The sequence below is a fragment of the Pseudomonas thivervalensis genome, assembly GCF_001269655.1.
Lineage (GTDB): Bacteria > Pseudomonadota > Gammaproteobacteria > Pseudomonadales > Pseudomonadaceae > Aquipseudomonas > Aquipseudomonas thivervalensis.
This window is the reverse complement of record NZ_LHVE01000020.1, coordinates 342,972-359,364: the sequence shown is the minus strand read 5'-3', so window position 1 is coordinate 359,364 and position 16,393 is coordinate 342,972. Positions and strand designations below refer to the sequence as shown.

Annotated in this window: 16 protein-coding genes; 8 read left to right on the top strand and 8 right to left on the bottom strand. The window is 61.3% G+C overall.

All coding sequences use genetic code 11. The annotated features are described in order from the left end of the window. The first annotated feature begins 15 nt into the window (after positions 1-15). The 3 genes from AD659_RS26630 to gcvH all read left to right on the top strand — a co-directional run bounded on the left by AD659_RS26630 (position 16) and on the right by gcvH (position 3,337). On the top strand, positions 16-1,632 hold the full coding sequence (locus tag AD659_RS26630; RefSeq protein WP_053126406.1) for an ABC transporter permease: 1,617 nt from the start codon (positions 16-18) through the stop codon (positions 1,630-1,632). 187 nt (positions 1,633-1,819) lie between these two features. Then, on the top strand, positions 1,820-2,902 hold the full coding sequence (gcvT, locus tag AD659_RS26625; RefSeq protein WP_053126404.1) for a glycine cleavage system aminomethyltransferase GcvT: 1,083 nt from the start codon (positions 1,820-1,822) through the stop codon (positions 2,900-2,902). A gap of 51 nt (positions 2,903-2,953) precedes the next feature. Further along, positions 2,954-3,337, top strand: a complete 384-nt coding sequence (gene gcvH / locus AD659_RS26620) for a glycine cleavage system protein GcvH (RefSeq protein WP_053126402.1) — start codon at positions 2,954-2,956, stop codon at positions 3,335-3,337. A 180-nt stretch (positions 3,338-3,517) separates the two neighbouring features. On the opposite strand, the gene AD659_RS26615 is transcribed toward gcvH, so the two are convergent. From AD659_RS26615 to AD659_RS26595, 5 genes are all read right to left on the bottom strand, one after another. After that, positions 3,518-3,838, bottom strand: a complete 321-nt coding sequence (locus AD659_RS26615; protein WP_170846005.1) for a DUF2388 domain-containing protein — start codon at positions 3,836-3,838, stop codon at positions 3,518-3,520. Between the two features lie 65 nt (positions 3,839-3,903). After that, entirely contained in the window at positions 3,904-4,353 is a 450-nt protein-coding gene (locus AD659_RS26610; protein ID WP_053126401.1) for an NfeD family protein, read from the bottom strand. Positions 4,354-4,364: 11 nt separating this feature from the next. Further along, positions 4,365-5,285 carry an SPFH domain-containing protein gene (locus AD659_RS26605; protein WP_003206668.1) on the bottom strand — a complete coding sequence of 307 codons (921 nt, stop codon included), beginning with the start codon at positions 5,283-5,285 and terminating at the stop codon, positions 4,365-4,367. Positions 5,286-5,410: 125 nt separating this feature from the next. After that, the gene (gene tfpB / locus AD659_RS26600; protein WP_053126399.1) at positions 5,411-7,195 is read right to left on the bottom strand and encodes a type IV pilus assembly ATPase TfpB; all 1,785 of its coding nucleotides are present in this window, start codon (positions 7,193-7,195) and stop codon (positions 5,411-5,413) included. A gap of 145 nt (positions 7,196-7,340) precedes the next feature. Beyond that, positions 7,341-7,679, bottom strand: a complete 339-nt coding sequence (locus tag AD659_RS26595) for a hypothetical protein (protein ID WP_053126397.1) — start codon at positions 7,677-7,679, stop codon at positions 7,341-7,343. Between the two features lie 125 nt (positions 7,680-7,804). On the opposite strand from AD659_RS26595, the gene AD659_RS26590 reads away from it, so the two are divergent. Then, positions 7,805-8,275, top strand: a complete 471-nt coding sequence (locus AD659_RS26590) for an Lrp/AsnC family transcriptional regulator (protein ID WP_053126395.1) — start codon at positions 7,805-7,807, stop codon at positions 8,273-8,275. Positions 8,276-8,404: 129 nt separating this feature from the next. Here AD659_RS26590 and AD659_RS26585 read toward each other — a convergent pair whose 3' ends face one another. Then, positions 8,405-9,772, bottom strand: coding sequence for a CYTH domain-containing protein (locus AD659_RS26585; RefSeq protein WP_053126393.1), 1,368 nt, complete (start codon positions 9,770-9,772; stop codon positions 8,405-8,407). Between the two features lie 158 nt (positions 9,773-9,930). Between AD659_RS26585 and argE the strand changes: the two genes are divergently transcribed. The 3 genes from argE (at position 9,931) to AD659_RS26570 (ending at position 14,270) form a co-directional block, all read left to right on the top strand. Further along, entirely contained in the window at positions 9,931-11,088 is a 1,158-nt protein-coding gene (gene argE, locus AD659_RS26580; RefSeq protein WP_053126391.1) for an acetylornithine deacetylase, read from the top strand. A 138-nt stretch (positions 11,089-11,226) separates the two neighbouring features. Continuing rightward, the gene (gene argA, locus AD659_RS26575) at positions 11,227-12,525 is read left to right on the top strand and encodes an amino-acid N-acetyltransferase (RefSeq protein WP_053126389.1); all 1,299 of its coding nucleotides are present in this window, start codon (positions 11,227-11,229) and stop codon (positions 12,523-12,525) included. 419 nt (positions 12,526-12,944) lie between these two features. Then, positions 12,945-14,270, top strand: a complete 1,326-nt coding sequence (locus AD659_RS26570) for an OprD family outer membrane porin (RefSeq protein WP_053126387.1) — start codon at positions 12,945-12,947, stop codon at positions 14,268-14,270. A 96-nt stretch (positions 14,271-14,366) separates the two neighbouring features. Here the strand turns inward: AD659_RS26570 and hepT are convergent, their stop codons facing one another. Next, positions 14,367-14,795: a type VII toxin-antitoxin system HepT family RNase toxin gene (hepT, locus tag AD659_RS26565; protein WP_053126385.1), complete on the bottom strand. Its 429-nt coding sequence runs from the start codon at positions 14,793-14,795 to the stop codon at positions 14,367-14,369. Continuing rightward, positions 14,785-15,180 carry a type VII toxin-antitoxin system MntA family adenylyltransferase antitoxin gene (mntA, locus tag AD659_RS26560; protein WP_053126383.1) on the bottom strand — a complete coding sequence of 132 codons (396 nt, stop codon included), beginning with the start codon at positions 15,178-15,180 and terminating at the stop codon, positions 14,785-14,787. The genes hepT and mntA overlap by 11 nt, the downstream gene beginning before the upstream one ends. A gap of 335 nt (positions 15,181-15,515) precedes the next feature. Here mntA and AD659_RS26555 point away from each other — a divergent pair, with 335 nt between their 5' ends. Next, complete coding sequence (locus AD659_RS26555) at positions 15,516-16,154, top strand: peroxiredoxin (protein WP_053126381.1); 639 nt, start codon at positions 15,516-15,518, stop codon at positions 16,152-16,154. The last annotated feature ends 239 nt before the right edge of the window (positions 16,155-16,393 follow it).

Below are 16,393 nucleotides of genomic sequence, written 5' to 3'. Positions count from 1 at the left end.
TTACGAGAGTATTCCTTGGCCCACCCCGCCCAACGCCGCTGGTACCCCCTGGTCTTCGCCATCGCCGCGCTGGTCCTGTTGCCCCTGAGCGTCTTGCTGCTGTCCTGGCAGAGCATCGATCAGCAGATCTGGTCCCACTTGTGGGACACGCAAATGCCACGCTTGTTGGGCAATACCTTCACGTTGATCGTTGGCGTGGGGATCGGTGTGACGCTGCTGGGCGTCAGTCTCGCCTGGCTCACCAGCCTCTGTGAGTTCCCGGGACGTCGCTGGCTCGACTGGGCGTTGATGCTGCCGTTTGCGATTCCGGCCTATGTGTTGGCGTTTGTCTTCGTTGGCCTGCTGGATTTTGCCGGCCCCGTGCAGACCCTGATGCGAGAGTGGTTCGGCAGCGGCCTGCGCCTGCCCCGGGTGCGCTCCACCGGCGGGGTGATCCTGGTGCTGGTCCTGGTCTTCTACCCTTACGTGTATCTGCTGGCGCGCAGTGCCTTCCTGGCCCAGGGTAAAGGTTTGATGGAAGCTGCCCGGGTGCTGGGGCAGTCGCCGTGGCAGGCGTTCTGGCGCGTGGCGCTGCCGATGGCCCGGCCGGCCATCGGCGCGGGCGTGGCGCTGGCGCTGATGGAAACCCTGGCGGATTTCGGCGCGGTGTCAGTGTTCAACTTCGACACCTTCACCACCGCCATCTATAAGACCTGGTACGGCTTCTTCAGCCTCTCCAGCGCTGCCCAACTGGCCAGCCTGCTGTTGCTGGCGGTGATGCTGGTGCTCTACGGCGAGCGCCGAGCCCGCGGTGCCCACCGAGCCAGCAACGAGCGGCCCCGGGTCAAGGCGTTGTACACGCTGCGCGGCTTCAAGGCCGTGGCGGCCAGTGGTTGGTGTTTCCTGGTGTTTGCCTGCGCGTTTGTCATCCCGGTGCTGCAATTGGTGGTGTGGTTCTGGCAACGCGGCCGTTTCGACCTGGACGAGCGTTATGCCGGGCTGATCGTCCACACGCTCTACCTGGGCGGCCTGGCGGCGCTGGTCACCGTTTGCGTGGCCTTGCTGCTGGCGTTCGCCCGCCGTCTGGCGCCGACCCGCCCGATTCGTGCCGGCGTCGGCCTGGCCAACCTGGGGTATGCCTTGCCCGGTTCGGTACTGGCGGTGTCGATCATGCTTGCGTTCAGCTATCTGGACCGTGAGCTGGTCATCCCGCTGTCGACCTGGCTCGGCGGTGCAGGCAAACCGTTTTTGCTGGGCAGCCTGTCAGCGCTGTTGCTGGCGTATCTGGTGCGTTTCCTGGCCGTGGCCTACGGTCCGTTGGAAAGCAGTCTGGCGCGCATCCGTCCGTCCTTGCCCGAGGCGGCCCGCAGCCTTGGGGTCAGTGGTCCACGACTGTTTTTCAAAGTGTATCTGCCGTTGTTGTTGCCCGGCACCTTGAGCGCGGCGTTGCTGGTGTTTGTCGACGTGCTCAAGGAAATGCCCGCGACCCTGTTGATGCGCCCGTTCGGCTGGGACACGCTGGCGGTGCGGGTCTTCGAGATGACCAGCGAAGGGGAGTGGGCCCGGGCCGCGCTGCCGGCGCTGACGTTGGTACTGGTCGGGCTGTTGCCGGTCATCGGATTGATACGACGTTCGGCCCATCGAAACAGCTAGGGAATGTTCTCAATTATTGAGAGCCCCCCTAGGTGCTAGTCCTACCTCATGCGGCTACAATGCGCGGCATTCGGTGCGGTCCGTCTGTCGGACCGGGCAACTGAGAATGTCAGAAAACTCCTTTTTCCGGACGTTCGAGCTATGCAGTGCCCGTCCGCACCTTCGCCAAGCCCGGAAGGAGAAACCCATGGGACAGCGTACGCCTCTGTATGACCTTCATCTCGCTCTTGGCGCGAAGATGGTCGATTTTGGCGGTTGGGATATGCCTTTGCACTACGGTTCGCAAGTCGAAGAGCACCATCAGGTGCGTCGCGACTGCGGTGTGTTCGATGTATCCCACATGACCGTGATCGATGTCGCCGGCCCCCAGGCCAAGGTCTGGCTGCAGCGTTTGCTGGCCAATGACGTCGATCGTTTGCAGGACACAGGCAGTGCCTTGTACAGCGCGATGCTCAATGAGCGCGGCGGCATTGTCGACGACATGATCATCTACCGTGTCGAGGATGGCTATCGACTGGTCTTCAACGCCTCGACCCGCGATCAGGACCTGGCCTGGATGCAGGCACAGCTCGGTGATTGCGACGTGCAACTGCACGAGCGCCCCGAACTGGCGATGCTGGCGATCCAGGGCCCCCACGCCCGGCAGAAGATCGCCGAACTGGTCGCACAATCGCGTGGACAAATCATCCAGCAACTCAAGCCCTTCGAAGGGCGCGCCGACGGCGAATGGTTCATCGCCCGGACCGGCTACACCGGCGAAGATGGCCTGGAAATCGTCCTGCCCGCCCAGGAAGCCCCGAGTTTCTTCAACGACCTGGTCGGTGCCGGCATTTCGCCCATCGGCCTCGGCGCCCGCGATACCTTGCGCCTGGAGGCCGGCATGAACCTCTACGGCCAGGATATCCACCAGGATGTTTCACCACTGGCCTCGAACATGGCCTGGAGTATCGCCTGGGAACCGGCGAGCCGTCAGTTCATCGGACGCAGTGCGCTGGAGGCCGAGCTTGCCAGCGGTGTGCAGCACAAACTGGTCGGGCTGGTGTTGGAAGAGCGGGGTGTCTTGCGCGCCCATCAGGTGGTTCGCATCGCCAATGTTGGCGAAGGGGAGATCACCAGTGGTAGTTTTTCTCCTACGCTTAGCAAGTCGATCGCCCTGGCACGTGTTCCGATGGCAACCGCCGACCGGGCCGAGGTAGAAATTCGTGGTAAGTGGTACCCGGTACGGGTGGTCAAACCGACCTTCGTCCGCCATGGCAAAACCCTGATCTAACCTTTTGCGGCGGGCCGCCGGCCGCTGACACTTCTCTTGAGGACACAGAATATGAGTGATATCCCTGCCGAACTGCGTTTTGCCGAAAGCCATGAGTGGGCCCGCCTGGAAGCTGACGGTAGCGTCACCGTGGGCATCAGCGATCATGCGCAGGAAGCCTTGGGCGATGTGGTGTTTGTCGAGCTGACTGAAGTCGGTAAGGTCTTTGGCGCGGGTGACCAGGCCGGTGTGGTTGAGTCGGTCAAGGCCGCTTCCGACATCTACTCCCCGATTTCTGGCGAAGTGATCGCGATCAATGAAGACTTGGGCGGTTCGCCGGAGCTGCTGAATTCCGATCCGTACGGCGCCTGGATCTTCAAGCTCAAGCCAAGCGACAAGGCCGAATTGGACAAGCTGCTCGATGCGGCGGGCTACAAGGCCGCTATCGGCGAATAACCCGACTGTACCTGTGGGAGCGAGCTTGCTCGCGATAGCGGCGGATCAGTAGCCTTGTTGTTGACTGACACGCAGCTATCGCGAGCAAGCTCGCTCCCACAGGGGGTTGGGACAGCCTTGGGATATTCACGGGCAAAAAAATGCCGCTCCCATCGAGCGGCATTTTTTATTGGCCGGGCATCAGTCCTGGGCGACGGCGTTTTTCGCCAGGATCGCGTTGGCCAGTTCCATGTCGGTGGCTTGCAGGCCTGGGTTGTCGGCACGCACTTTCTGCATCGCCGCTTCCAGGTAAGGGCCACGGATACCGCCATCACTGGCGACGAAGCTGCCGGCATCGTCCTGGGCGGCGACGATCAGTTTGTGATCCTTGAAGGTCAGGTAGGTGGAACCGGTGGTCGCACCGGATGAGATGACGTTACGCCAAAACGTGTCGGCCATTGCCGAGCCAACAGGAAGAGACAGCAAGGCTAGGGTAGCGACAGCAAGTTTGAGACGCATGATAGGTGACTCCACTGGGTTAACTATGACGTTGGATTACCTGCGTCTCGATTCAGTTCCATGACTCGTCAGTCAGCCTGCTCCACCTGCAGCACCGCGCCTTCCTGCCCCACCACCTTGACCCGCGTACCAACGGGCGACTCGGGCCCCTTGGCCAGCCAGAAGCTGTCGGCCACCTTGATCTTGCCGCGGCCATCGACGATCGCTTCATGGACCAGGAAGACCTTGCCGATCAGTTCCTGTCCGCGCAGGTTCAGGTGCGGCTGGTCGCTTTGGCGCACAGCGCTGCGCTGGCGTTGCCACCAGTACAGTGCCGTGGCGATGGCGAACAGGCCGAACAACAGGAACTGCAATTCCCACGGCATCTGCGGCAGGATGAACGTGAGCACGCCGACTGCCGCGGCGGCCATGCCGATCCACAGCAAGTAGCCACCGGCGCCGAACACTTCAAGGATCAGCAGGATGACGCCCAGCGCCAGCCAGTCCCAGTACGACATGTGTTGCAGGAACTCCCACATACGCGCGCGCCTCAGGCTTTCTTGCTGTCGAAGGTAGCCTTGACGATCTCACCGATGCCACCGACCGCACCGATGACCTGGCTGGCCTCCAGCGGCATCAGGATCACCTTGCTGTTATTGGCCGACGCCAGTTTGCCCAGCGCATCGATGTATTTCTGCGCGACGAAGTAGTTCACGGCCTGGACGTTACCGTCGGCAATGGCCTGGGACACCACCTGGGTGGCCAGCGCTTCGGCTTGCGCCTGGCGCTCGCGGGCCTCGGACTCCAGGAACGCCGCCTGGCGGCTGCCCTCGGCCTCGAGGATCTGTGCCTGCTTCTTGCCTTCAGCGGTGAGAATCGCCGACGCTCGCAAGCCCTCGGCTTCGAGGATCTGGGCGCGCTTGATACGTTCGGCTTTCATTTGCCCCGACATGGCGGCCATCAAGTCGGCCGGTGGGCTGATGTCCTTGATCTCGATCCGGGTGATCTTGATGCCCCACGGCGCCGTGGCTTCATCGACGGTGCGCAGCAGTTTTTCGTTGATGCCGTCGCGCTGGCTCAGCATCGCGTCCAGCTCCATGGACCCCAGCACGGTGCGGATATTGGTTTGCAGCAGGTTGCGGATGGCGTGTTCGAGGTTGTTGACCTCATAGGCCGCCTGGGCCGTATTCACCACCTGGAAGAAGCACACGGCGTCGATCTGTACCGTGGCGTTGTCGGCGGTGATGACTTCCTGGGGCGGGATGTCCAGCACGCTTTCCATGACATTGATCTTGCGCCCGATGCGATCCATCACCGGGATGATGATGTTCAGGCCAGGCTTGAGCGTATTGGTGTATCGGCCGAACCGCTCGACGGTCCATTGGTAGCCTTGGGGTACGACCTTGAACCCCATGAATAGGATGGCGACTACGAGGCCGATGAAAAGTAGAAGTACGCTACCGATCTGCATGACGGTTCCCTGTGCGAATTGAGATGGACCTGCGAGCCCTGAGTGTAGGGCAAGCGGCCATTATCTTCGCTACGGTCCGTTCCGGTTTGTTTGTGGGATCTTTCTGTCCCTGAGCCGGATGGTTCCTACTTCTGCTCGCTTTGTGGCGTAACCCGCAAAACCTCCTCGACAGTGGTCAAGCCTGCCGCGACCTTTTGCGCCCCCGACAGCCGCAGGCTGCGCATGCCTTCCTTGAAGGCCTGGCGGCGTACCGCCAGGAGGTCGGTGTCGGGATGGATCAAGGCCTTGACGCTGTCGGTCAGTTGCATGATTTCGTAGACGCCAGCGCGGCCGCGGTAACCGGTGTCGCGACATTCCAGGCAGCCGACGGCCTGTTGGGCATTGCTCGGCAACGGTGCCTGCCAGGGCCGGGTCAGGGTCTGCCAGTCGTCTTCGTCCAGGGTCAGCGGCGCCTTGCATTGCGGGCACAGGGTGCGCACCAGTCGCTGGGCCATGACCCCGAGCACGGTGGCCTTGATCAGGTAGTGGGGCACCCCCAGCTCCAGCAGGCGACTGATGGCGCTCGGCGCGTCGTTGGTATGCAGCGTCGACAGGACAAGGTGCCCGGTGAGCGCTGCCTGGATCGCCATTTCAGCGGTTTCCAGGTCGCGAATCTCACCGATCATGATGATGTCCGGGTCTTGTCGCATCAGTGCCCGCACCCCGGCGGCGAAGGTCAGGTCGATGTTGTGCTGGACCTGCATCTGGTTGAAGGACGCCTCGACCATTTCAATCGGGTCCTCGATGGTGCAGAGGTTCACTTCCGGCGTCGCCAGTTTCTTGAGGGTGGTATAGAGGGTGGTGGTCTTGCCGGAACCGGTAGGCCCGGTCACCAGGATGATGCCGTTGGGTTGGCGGGTCATGTCCTGCCAGCGGCGCAGGTCGTCGGCGGAGAAACCGAGCTGGTCGAAATCCTTGAGCAGCACTTCCGGGTCGAAGATCCGCATGACCATTTTTTCGCCGAACGCCGTAGGCAAGGTCGACAGGCGCAATTCCACTTCGCCGCCGTCCGGGGTCTTGGTCTTGACCCGGCCGTCCTGGGGTTTGCGTTTTTCCGCGACGTTCATCCGCCCCAGGCTCTTGAGGCGGCTGACGATCGCCATCGTGACCTGCGGCGGGAACTGATAGACGGTGTGCAGCACCCCGTCGATGCGAAACCGCACGGTGCCCTGCTCGCGTCGCGGTTCGATGTGGATATCGCTGGCGCGCTGCTGGAAGGCGTACTGGAACAGCCAGTCGACGATATTGACGATGTGGGCGTCGTTGGCATCCGGCTCCTGGTCGCTGGCGCCCAGGTTGAGCAACTGTTCGAAATTGCTCAGGTTGCTCGGTTGCTGATCGACCGTGGTAGCGCCGCTGACCGATTTGGCCAACCGATAGAACTCCACGCTCAGGCGCTGGATGTCCACCGGGTTGGCCACCACCCGCTTGATCGGCAGCTTCAGCACGTGGGTCAGGTCGGCTTCCCAACTGCTGACATAGGGTTGTGCGCTGGCGACGGTGACGGCGTCACGATCGACCGCCACCGCGAGGATCTTGTGGCGTTGGGCAAAGGCATAGGACATCAAGGGCGTCACGGCCGCCACGTTGATTTTCAGCGGGTCGATGCGCATGTAGGGTTGGCCGGCCTGCTGGGACAACCACAGGGTCAGGTTCTCCAGGTCCAGGCGCTTGCCGGGGCGACTGAGGTCGTCCAGGTGCTGGTTGGCAATGAACTCCAGCGGATGTAGCTGGCTATTGGCGCTGTGGCGTCGGCGGGCATTCAGCGCGGTTTCGGCTGAATCCTGGCTGATGAAGCCCTGGGTGACCAGTTGGCGCAGCAGATCGTTGAGGTCCAGCCAACGGTCCTGAGTGGCGTGTTTGGTGGACATGCGGGTTCCTATTGGACAATTGCAGCAAAGCCGCGATACAGACGCTTCGGCGTCCTCGCTCGGTCTGCAAAAGAATAGTCCCGACCCGGTGGTCCGTTGGGCCACTACCCGACCAATGCGTTACCAATTCTTGCCCGTGGGGTGCTCAACCGGCCGCTTGGGCCGGCTCAACTCGCGCAATATCAGCGCCTTGCAGGTCCACCGAGCACATGCCGATCAGGTTGCGTAATTTTTCTGCGATGACCTGGGCGCGGTGCCAACTCAGCCCGTCCATGACGATGTCCAGCGACAGCAGATCGTCGAGGCGATCGACGCGCACATGCCGTGGCGTCAGGCCCTGCAAGGCAAACAGGTTCAACGCCCGGCAGAGCAGATCCGGCTCGGCCTCGGCCAGCATCTGGTAGTGCACGCGGCAATGGGCATTGGCGGCGTGCCAGACGTCGGCGCGGGTCGGGGCTGTGGCAACGGCTTCAAGTGGGGGCATATGGGGTCTCCTTGGGTGCGGAGAAATATTTACATGCGGCACCGGGTATTTCTTATCTAAGATGGGGGCTTTCGGCGATGTTTTGAATCGCTTGATTCTCCAAATCATTCATTTTGGATTTGTTTATGCAGAACGAGCTGGATAGCTACGACCGCCGAATACTGGCGCTGCTGCAAGAGGATGCCTCGCTGTCCAGCGCGCAGATCGCCGAGCAGGTTGGCTTGTCTCAATCGCCGTGCTGGCGGCGGATCCAGCGGATGAAGGAGGAGGGCATCATCCGCGCCCAGGTGACCCTGCTGGATCGCAAGAAAATCGGCCTCAACACGCAGATCTTCGCCGAAGTGAAACTCAACGCCCATGGCCGTTCGAACTTCACCGAATTCACCGACGCGATTCGCGGCTTCCCCGAAGTGCTGGAGTGTTACGTGCTGATGGGGTCGGTGGATTTTCTGCTGCGTATCGTCACGGCGGACATCGAGGCGTATGAGCGATTCTTTTTCGAAAAGCTGTCGATGGTGCCGGGGATCCAGGAGGTGAACTCGATTGTGGCGCTGTCGGAGATCAAGTCGACGACGAGTTTGCCGGTGGTGCGCTGAGCTGGTTTTTGCGGTGTTTGGGCTGGCCTCATCGCGAGCAAGCTCGCCCCCACAGTTAATTTTCAGCGGCCACAAGACGTGCTTACAACGCTGAACCCTGTGGGAGCGAGCTTGCTCGCGATGGCGGCATCACAGGCGCAACAAAGTCTTCCAAGCCCGATTCTGGTAAACCGCAATCGCCTGCTGCTTGCGCGCATCCAGCGTTTCGTCGGTGATCGGTTGGTTGGCCAGTTGTGCCAGCTTGTTCAGCTCACCGTAGAGCCGATCCATTTCCGGGATCTCCAGCACATGGCGGGCGTGGTGCAGCCAGGCCTGGATGCGTTCGATGCGCGGCAGTTGCTCGGCGAGATCTTCCGGTTGCTGCTGATAACGTTGCAGCTGCAGGGACGAGGATTCTTCGCCCAGCAGGCGCGGCAACCAGCTGCCCAGTTGCGCCGCACCCTGGCGATTGCCACGGGTGTTGCGCTCGGCGGCCCAACTGCGGGCCAGCAGCCAGCGCGAAGTGTTGAGGGAAAACAGGCCCCAGCGTGGGTCTTGCAGCTCTTCCAGGAACTGTTCCGGCGCGGCCTTGCGCACGTCTTCGTCGTCCAGGCCGGCCTGGACCAGCGGGCGCCAGTCTTCCAGCAACGCGTCCAGGGCCAGGCGCAAGTCGTGGGTCGATTGGCGCGGCGCGGCCTGGCCGAGGCTGCTGAGCAGGGCGCGCAGTTCGGCGAGGTTTTCCACCCAGTCCTGCAGCAGGCGCCAGTGGCCGTTGAAACGGTATTGCTCGGCCAGGCGCTGGCTGCTGCCGAGCAAATGCCAGCTCAGCGCGGCGAAGGCGTCATCCAGCGGCGTTTCGGCGGTCAGCTGCGGGACCGGCAGGCTCAAGGCGTAGCTGCCCGCGTCATGCAGGCGGTAGCCACGCTCGGCCTTGCTGATGTCGCAGGGCATCAAGGGCAGGGTCGCGGCCAGCTCGGCGGCCAGTTCCAGCAGGGCGGCGGGCTCGCCTTCGCGCAGCTCCAGCTCCAGTTCGCAGATTTCTTCCTTCTGCTTGCCGACCACGACGTGGCCCAGGTCCAGGGCCGCCTCGATGACCACCTTGCTTTTGCCACGGCCCCAGGCGATTTCAGCGCGTTCGCGGACGAAGTCGGTGGTGAAGATGGCCTTGAGGGTTTTCTTGTCGAGTTCGGCCAGGGCCTCGGGCCAGCATTCGCCGTCGAGTTTCTTCAGGTCGAGCTTGGCCTTGGGCAGGTGCCAGTCGTATTCGTTGCGCTCGGACAGGCCGGCGACGCTCTGGCCGCGGGTCTTGAGGGTCTGGATCACCTCTTCGCCGTCGCGACGCAGGCGCAGGGCGACCTTGGCCCGGGCCAGGTCACGCTCTGGCGTGTCGAAATACTGGTTCATCAATTCGTGGCGTTCCCAGCCACTCTTGTTGCGTTTTTTCAGCAGCGGATGCTCGCGCAAGGCTGCCAGGGTCTCGCGGCTGACGCGGAGTTTGATTTCGGTTTCTTTCTGCATGGCCGGAAAATCCAGGGATCGGGTGCGCAGCCGGGGGGAGGTGTGGCTGCCAAGGCCGTGCAGTGTACAGGACTCACCGACCCTAGGTGCTGCGACGGTTTATTCCTGACGCCAGATGGTTCTATGATGAACGCCAATCTGCAAGCCCGGAGCCAGCGATGCCTTTGCCGTCCATGAAAGATCAATTCGCTGCCCTGATCGCCACGCCTTCGGTCAGTTGCACCCAGCCAGGGCTCGACCAGTCCAACAGTGCCGTGATCGAGCTGCTGGCCGGCTGGCTCACTGAGCTGGGGTTCTCCTGTGATATCCAGCAGGTCAGCCCAGGCAAATTCAATTTGCTGGCCAGTTTTGGCAGCGGCCCCGGCGGCCTGGTCCTGGCGGGCCACAGCGACACGGTGCCGTTCGACGGCGCGTTGTGGCAGACCGATCCGTTGAAGCTCACCGAGGTCGATGGCCGTTGGGTGGGCCTGGGCAGTTGCGACATGAAGGGGTTTTTCGCCCTGGCCATCGAAGCGGTCAAGCCGCTGCTGGACCAACCGTTCAAGCAACCGCTGCTGATCCTCGCGACCTGTGACGAAGAAAGCTCCATGTCCGGCGCCCGGGCCCTGGCCGATGCTGGGCGACCGCTGGGGCGCGCGGCAGTGATCGGCGAGCCGACCGGCCTGCGGCCGATTCGCCTGCACAAAGGCGTGATGATGGAGCGCATCGACATTCTTGGGCGTAGCGGCCATTCGTCCGATCCGCGCCTGGGCCACAGCGCGCTGGAAGCCATGCACGATGCCATGGGCGAGTTGCGCGGCCTGCGCCTGCAATGGCAGCGTGAATTCCGTAATCCGCAGTTCAGCGTGCCACAACCGACCCTGAATTTCGGTTGCATCCACGGTGGCGACAACCCCAACCGCATCTGCGGCCAGTGCTCCATGGAATTCGACCTGCGCCCCTTGCCGGGCATGGATCCGCACGTGCTGCGGGCAGCGATCCGACAGAAGCTCGAGCCGATTGCCGAGCGACATCAGGTCAAGATCGACTATGCGCCGCTGTTCCCCGAAGTGCCGCCGTTCGAGCAGGCTGAGGACGCCGAGTTGGTCCGCGTGGCCGAACGACTGACGGGCCATCGTGCCGAAGCAGTGGCGTTCGGCACCGAAGCGCCTTATCTTCAGCGCCTTGGCTGTGAAACCCTGGTGCTCGGTCCTGGCGATATCGCCTGTGCCCACCAACCGGGCGAGTACCTTGAAATGTCACGTTTGCAACCTACCGTAGAGCTGTTGCGGCAGTTGATCGGCCATTACTGCCTGACACCGGCCACGGCCGATTAAATTGCGCCCTTGCGGGCCCGTATTCATCACATGAGGAGAGCGCGCGTGTCGCCAAGCCTGTTCCGACGATAACCACCAGCCCCGTTGTGCGTTCTGTTTCGTCTTTTTTTGGCTGTTATTTATTACAGGTCCAGGTTCATGCCCGAATACGTCAATTGGCTTCGTCACGCTTCGCCCTACATCAACGCCCACCGCGATTGCACCTTCATCGTCATGCTGCCCGGCGACGGAGTGGAACACCCTAATTTCGGCAACATCGTCCATGACCTGGTGCTGCTGCACAGCCTTGGCGTGCGCCTGGTGCTGGTCCATGGTTCGCGCCCGCAGATCGAGACCCGCCTCGCTGCGCGGGGCCTGACGCCCCATTACCACCACGGCATGCGCATCACCGATGCGGCGACCCTGGAGTGCGTGATCGACGCGGTCGGGCAGTTGCGCATCGCCATCGAGGCGCGCCTGTCCATGGACATGGCCTCCTCGCCCATGCAGGGTTCACGGCTGCGGGTCGCCAGCGGCAACCTGGTCACCGCCCGGCCGATCGGCGTGCTCGAAGGTGTGGATTACCACCACACCGGTGAAGTGCGCCGGGTCGACCGCAAGGGCATCAACCGCCTGCTGGACGAGCGCTCCATCGTCCTGCTGTCGCCGTTGGGTTATTCGCCCACTGGAGAGATCTTCAACCTGGCCTGCGAAGACGTCGCCACCCGGGCGGCCATCGACCTGGCGGCCGACAAGCTGCTGCTGTTCGGTGCCGAGCAAGGGCTGATCGGCGAGGACGGACGGCTGGTGCGCGAATTGCGTCCGCAACAGGTCCCGGGCCACATGCAACGCCTGGGCAGCGACTATCAGGCCGAACTGCTGGACGCGGCGGCCCAGGCCTGTCGTGGCGGCGTCGCGCGCAGCCATATCGTCAGCTACGCCGAGGACGGCGCGCTGCTGGCCGAACTGTTCACCCGCGATGGCAGCGGCACGCTGGTGGCCCAGGAGCAATTCGAAGTGGTGCGCGAAGCGGCCATTGAAGATGTCGGCGGCCTGCTGGACCTGATCAGCCCGCTGGAAGAGCAGGGGATTCTGGTGCGTCGCTCCCGCGAAGTGCTGGAACGCGAGATCGAACAGTTCAGCGTGGTCGAGCGCGAAGGCATGATCATCGCCTGCGCGGCGCTGTACCAGATCGCCGATTCGGATGCCGGGGAACTGGCCTGCCTGGCGGTCAACCCGGAATACCGCCACGGTGGCCGGGGCGATGAGCTGCTGGAGCGGATCGAAACCCGCGCCCGTGCCCAGGGGCTCAAGACGTTGTTCGTGCTCACGACCCGTACCGCCCACTGGTTCCGCGAACGCGGTTTCGAACCCAGCAGCGTCGACCGCCTGCCAGCGGCGCGGGCGTCGCTCTACAACTATCAGCGTAATTCGAAGATCTTCGAAAAAGCCCTCTGAGCGACGCCTTCTAAAAATACGTGCTGCCGCGATCTTCTTGATTTCAGACAATGAGCGACTAGTCTGGGAGGGCTCAAGATCGCGGCATGCACGAGCAGTGGTACGCCTGACCACCGCTGCGACGAAACACGCTTCAGGATTCCTCAACGTCGCCGATAAGCCTTGTCACGGTTTGATGACGCTCTGATGGCAACCATATGTCGAAATGAGCTGAAAACTGATGAAACAATTCTTTTTGGATTTATAGAGAATCCATTATCCTGCGGGCCGGTGTAGCGGGGTTAGACCATGGTCGTAGTCACAAATGGTTACGATTGACTTGTTAGTCACGGTCTGGCGCTAATCGCGCATCCGCGGATTCCGGGCGTTCGATCCGGTACCAAAGACACACAAGAATTAGAAAACGAGAGGAGCGAAGCATGAACAAGTCCACCTTGGCCCTGGCTGTGGCCGTTGGGGTATTGGCGCAGCAGGCAGGCGCCGCTGGTTTTATCGAGGACAGCAAGGCGTCCGTCAGTTCTCGCACCATGTATTTTGACAACGATAACCGCGAAGGCGCTAATGATCAGCGTGAAGCAGCCACTGGCCTGAAGTTCGACTACAAGTCCGGCTTCACCCAAGGTACCGTTGGTTTTGGTCTTGATGCCCAGGCGTTGGTTGGTCTTCACCTCGATGGTGGCAAAGGTCAGCACCCGGACAACAACTCTTTCTCCCCAAGCGACTCCGACGGTTCTGCCGAACACAGCTGGAGCCGTGTGTCGGGTAACGTGAAGGCGTTGTTCTCCAAGACCGAGGCTCACCTGGGTGGCGCACTGCAGCCTAACCTGCCGATCCTGATTGCCAGTGATGGTCGTCTGCTGCCGCAAACCTTCGAAGGTGGCACCATCACCTCCAAGGACCTGGACAACGTGACGTTCAACGCCGGCCAGCTGGAACACGCCGTGGGCCGTGCCGGGACTAACAGCACTGGCCTGGCAGTGGCCGGTGGTACCGAAGACAGCAACCAGTTCCGTTATGCCGGTGCTGACTGGAAGGTCACCAAGGACCTGACGCTGCAGTATTACTACGCCAACCTGCAGGATTACTACAAGCAGCACTTCCTGGGCGCAGTACACGTTTTCCCGATCAGCGAAGGCCAGTCGTTCAAGACTGACCTGCGTTACTTCGACAGCAGCTCGGATGGCCGTAATGGCGACGCCGGCTATCGCTTCAACAACAACGGTGGCTATGCCAAGACTCCGGGCGAGGTCGATAACAAGACCTGGAGCGCCATGTTCACTTATACCCTGGGTGGCAGTGCGTTCCTGTTGGGGCATCAACAAGTTGGTGATGACGGAGGCTTCGTCTACCTGAACCAGGGCAGCCTGCTCAATGACGCCGGTCGTAACGAAGGCGCGGGTGGTTCCAGCTTCTACCTGTTCACCGACAGCATGATCAACGCGTTTGTCCGTGCCGGTGAAAACACCACCTTCGGTCAATACTCCTACGACTTCACGGCCCTGGGCGCTCCAGGCCTGAAGGCTTCGATTGCCTACCTGCACGGCGATGACATCAAGTCCGCTACCGGCGGAAGCGAAACTTCCGAGTGGGAACGCGACATGCGTCTGGACTACGTTGTCCAGCAAGGTCCACTCAAAGGCTTCGGCACTACCCTGCGTCATGGTTCTTACCGTGGCAGCAGCACCGGTATCGCCGACCAGGATCAAACCCGCCTGATCTTCAACTACACTTACAACTTCATGTAAGACGTAGCGAAGTAAAAAAGCCCCGCCCGGCGACACGCCGGGCGGGGCTTTTGCGTTTTTGGGGCACGTAGCAGGTTCCGCCCCGTGCTCCTACCGTTATCGCGCGGACTCCGTTGCGTCCTTACGCAGGATGAACGCGCTGAACGCCAGGAAATCACCCAAGTGCAGGGTAATGATCGCAACCATGATCGGCAATTGCAGGGTTTGGTAGTCATGCACGGCGATGTTCCTGAAGCCCACCATGTTCTTCAGGTTTCTCACCAGGCCTTCTTCCACCCAGCCGCCTTGAAAAAGCAATTCGAATGTATCGCGGGCACTTTGCGGGACACCCAATCGCTCACGGCGAATCAAATGCTGTCCCATGTCCAGTGCCGCTTCACACGCGCGCTGAATGTTCAGGACGGCCGAATCCTGACGAGTGAAATCCGTGGCGAAGGTAGCGGGATCTTTCTCGTATTCTTCCCGCACCCTGGCGACGCAACGCTCGATACTCGCTGCTTTGTTGATCAGTACATCATCGGCCATACACGCTGCCTTCTTCCTGAATGTCCTTGAGCAAACCTGCCCGAGCCTCATCGAGAGCGGTTTTTTCGCTGAGGATAAAACATTCGAACAACCCCGCCTGTACGTCTCTAGCCCAGAGTCTTCGACCACGGGTCAGGATCTGGTATTGCATCACGGTCGTTGCCGCGCGTAGATCGATCAGATCCACGGGACTGCCCGCGATATCCGCCAAATCACCTGAAAGCTGCCATAACGACATAGGGTCGACGTCGCCGGACAAAAGCACAGCCAAATCGACATCACTGTCGGACCCGGCGGTGCCCTGTGCATGGCTGCCGAACAGGTAAACCGCCAGCAGGCCAGGGAGGTGGTTTTGCAGATGAGTCAGCAAGGCTTGAGTGTTCATGCTGCCTATCCTAGCCGCTCGTCCTGAAATCGCGTCAATAATTTCCGTAGTGTGGGTACAAAACAAAAAAAGCCCCGCCCGGCAACACGCCGGGCGGGGCTTTGCGTTTTCGAGTCAGGCCCACCCCTGTAGCCCTTCTCGAAACCTCTCCTCTTTTCAGCAACTCGAGGCCTTCTCGAACCTCGTTGACGATCTTGTGCCGGTATGCGAAATGGCGCCAGTGAACAGTTTTTTATATTCACTATTGATCTAGATAAATGGATATTCATTCTTTTTAAAGCAATCAAAACCGGTGCAAAGTCTGGGCTCACAACAACTCATCCAGGAGCCGCACCATGAGCCTCAGACTCGGCGACATCGCCCCCGACTTCGAACAGGATTCCAGCGCCGGCAAGATTCGCTTCCACGAATGGCTCGGCGACAGCTGGGGCGTGCTGTTTTCCCACCCGGCGGACTTCACGCCGGTATGCACCACCGAGTTGGGTCTCACCGCCAAGCTCAAGGACGAGTTCGCCCAGCGCGGGGTCAAGGCCATTGCCCTCTCGGTGGACCCGGTGGATTCGCACCACAAGTGGATCGAGGACATCAACGAGACCCAGAATGCCGTGGTCAATTTTCCGATCCTGGCCGATGCCGACCGCAAGGTGTCGGACCTGTATGACCTGATCCACCCCAACGCCAGCGACACCTTGACCGTGCGCTCATTGTTCGTGATCGATCCGAACAAGAAGGTTCGCCTGACCATCACCTATCCGGCCAGCACCGGGCGCAATTTCAACGAGATCCTGCGGGTGATCGACTCCCTGCAACTGACCGACAACTACAAAGTCGCCACCCCGGCCAACTGGCAGGACGGCGATGAAGTGGTGATCGTGCCGTCGCTCAAGGATGAAGAGGAACTCAAGCAGCGCTTTCCCAAGGGCTACCGTGCCGTGAAGCCTTACCTGCGCCTCACCCCGCAGCCCAATCGCTGACGCAAAACCTGAACCCGCAATGATCGTTCCCACGCTCTGCGTGGGAATGCAGCCAGGGACGCTCTGCGTCCCAAAGCCGAACGCGGAGCGTCCGGTGAGGCGTTCCCACGCAGAGCGTGGGAACGATCAGTCAAGCGCGCTCTTGCATAGATGACTGTGCACCAAGGGTTTTGGCCGTTTCGACGGCCTTTTTTTATTGCGCCAAGGAAAGCCAATCACATATCTCAAAATTGCATAAC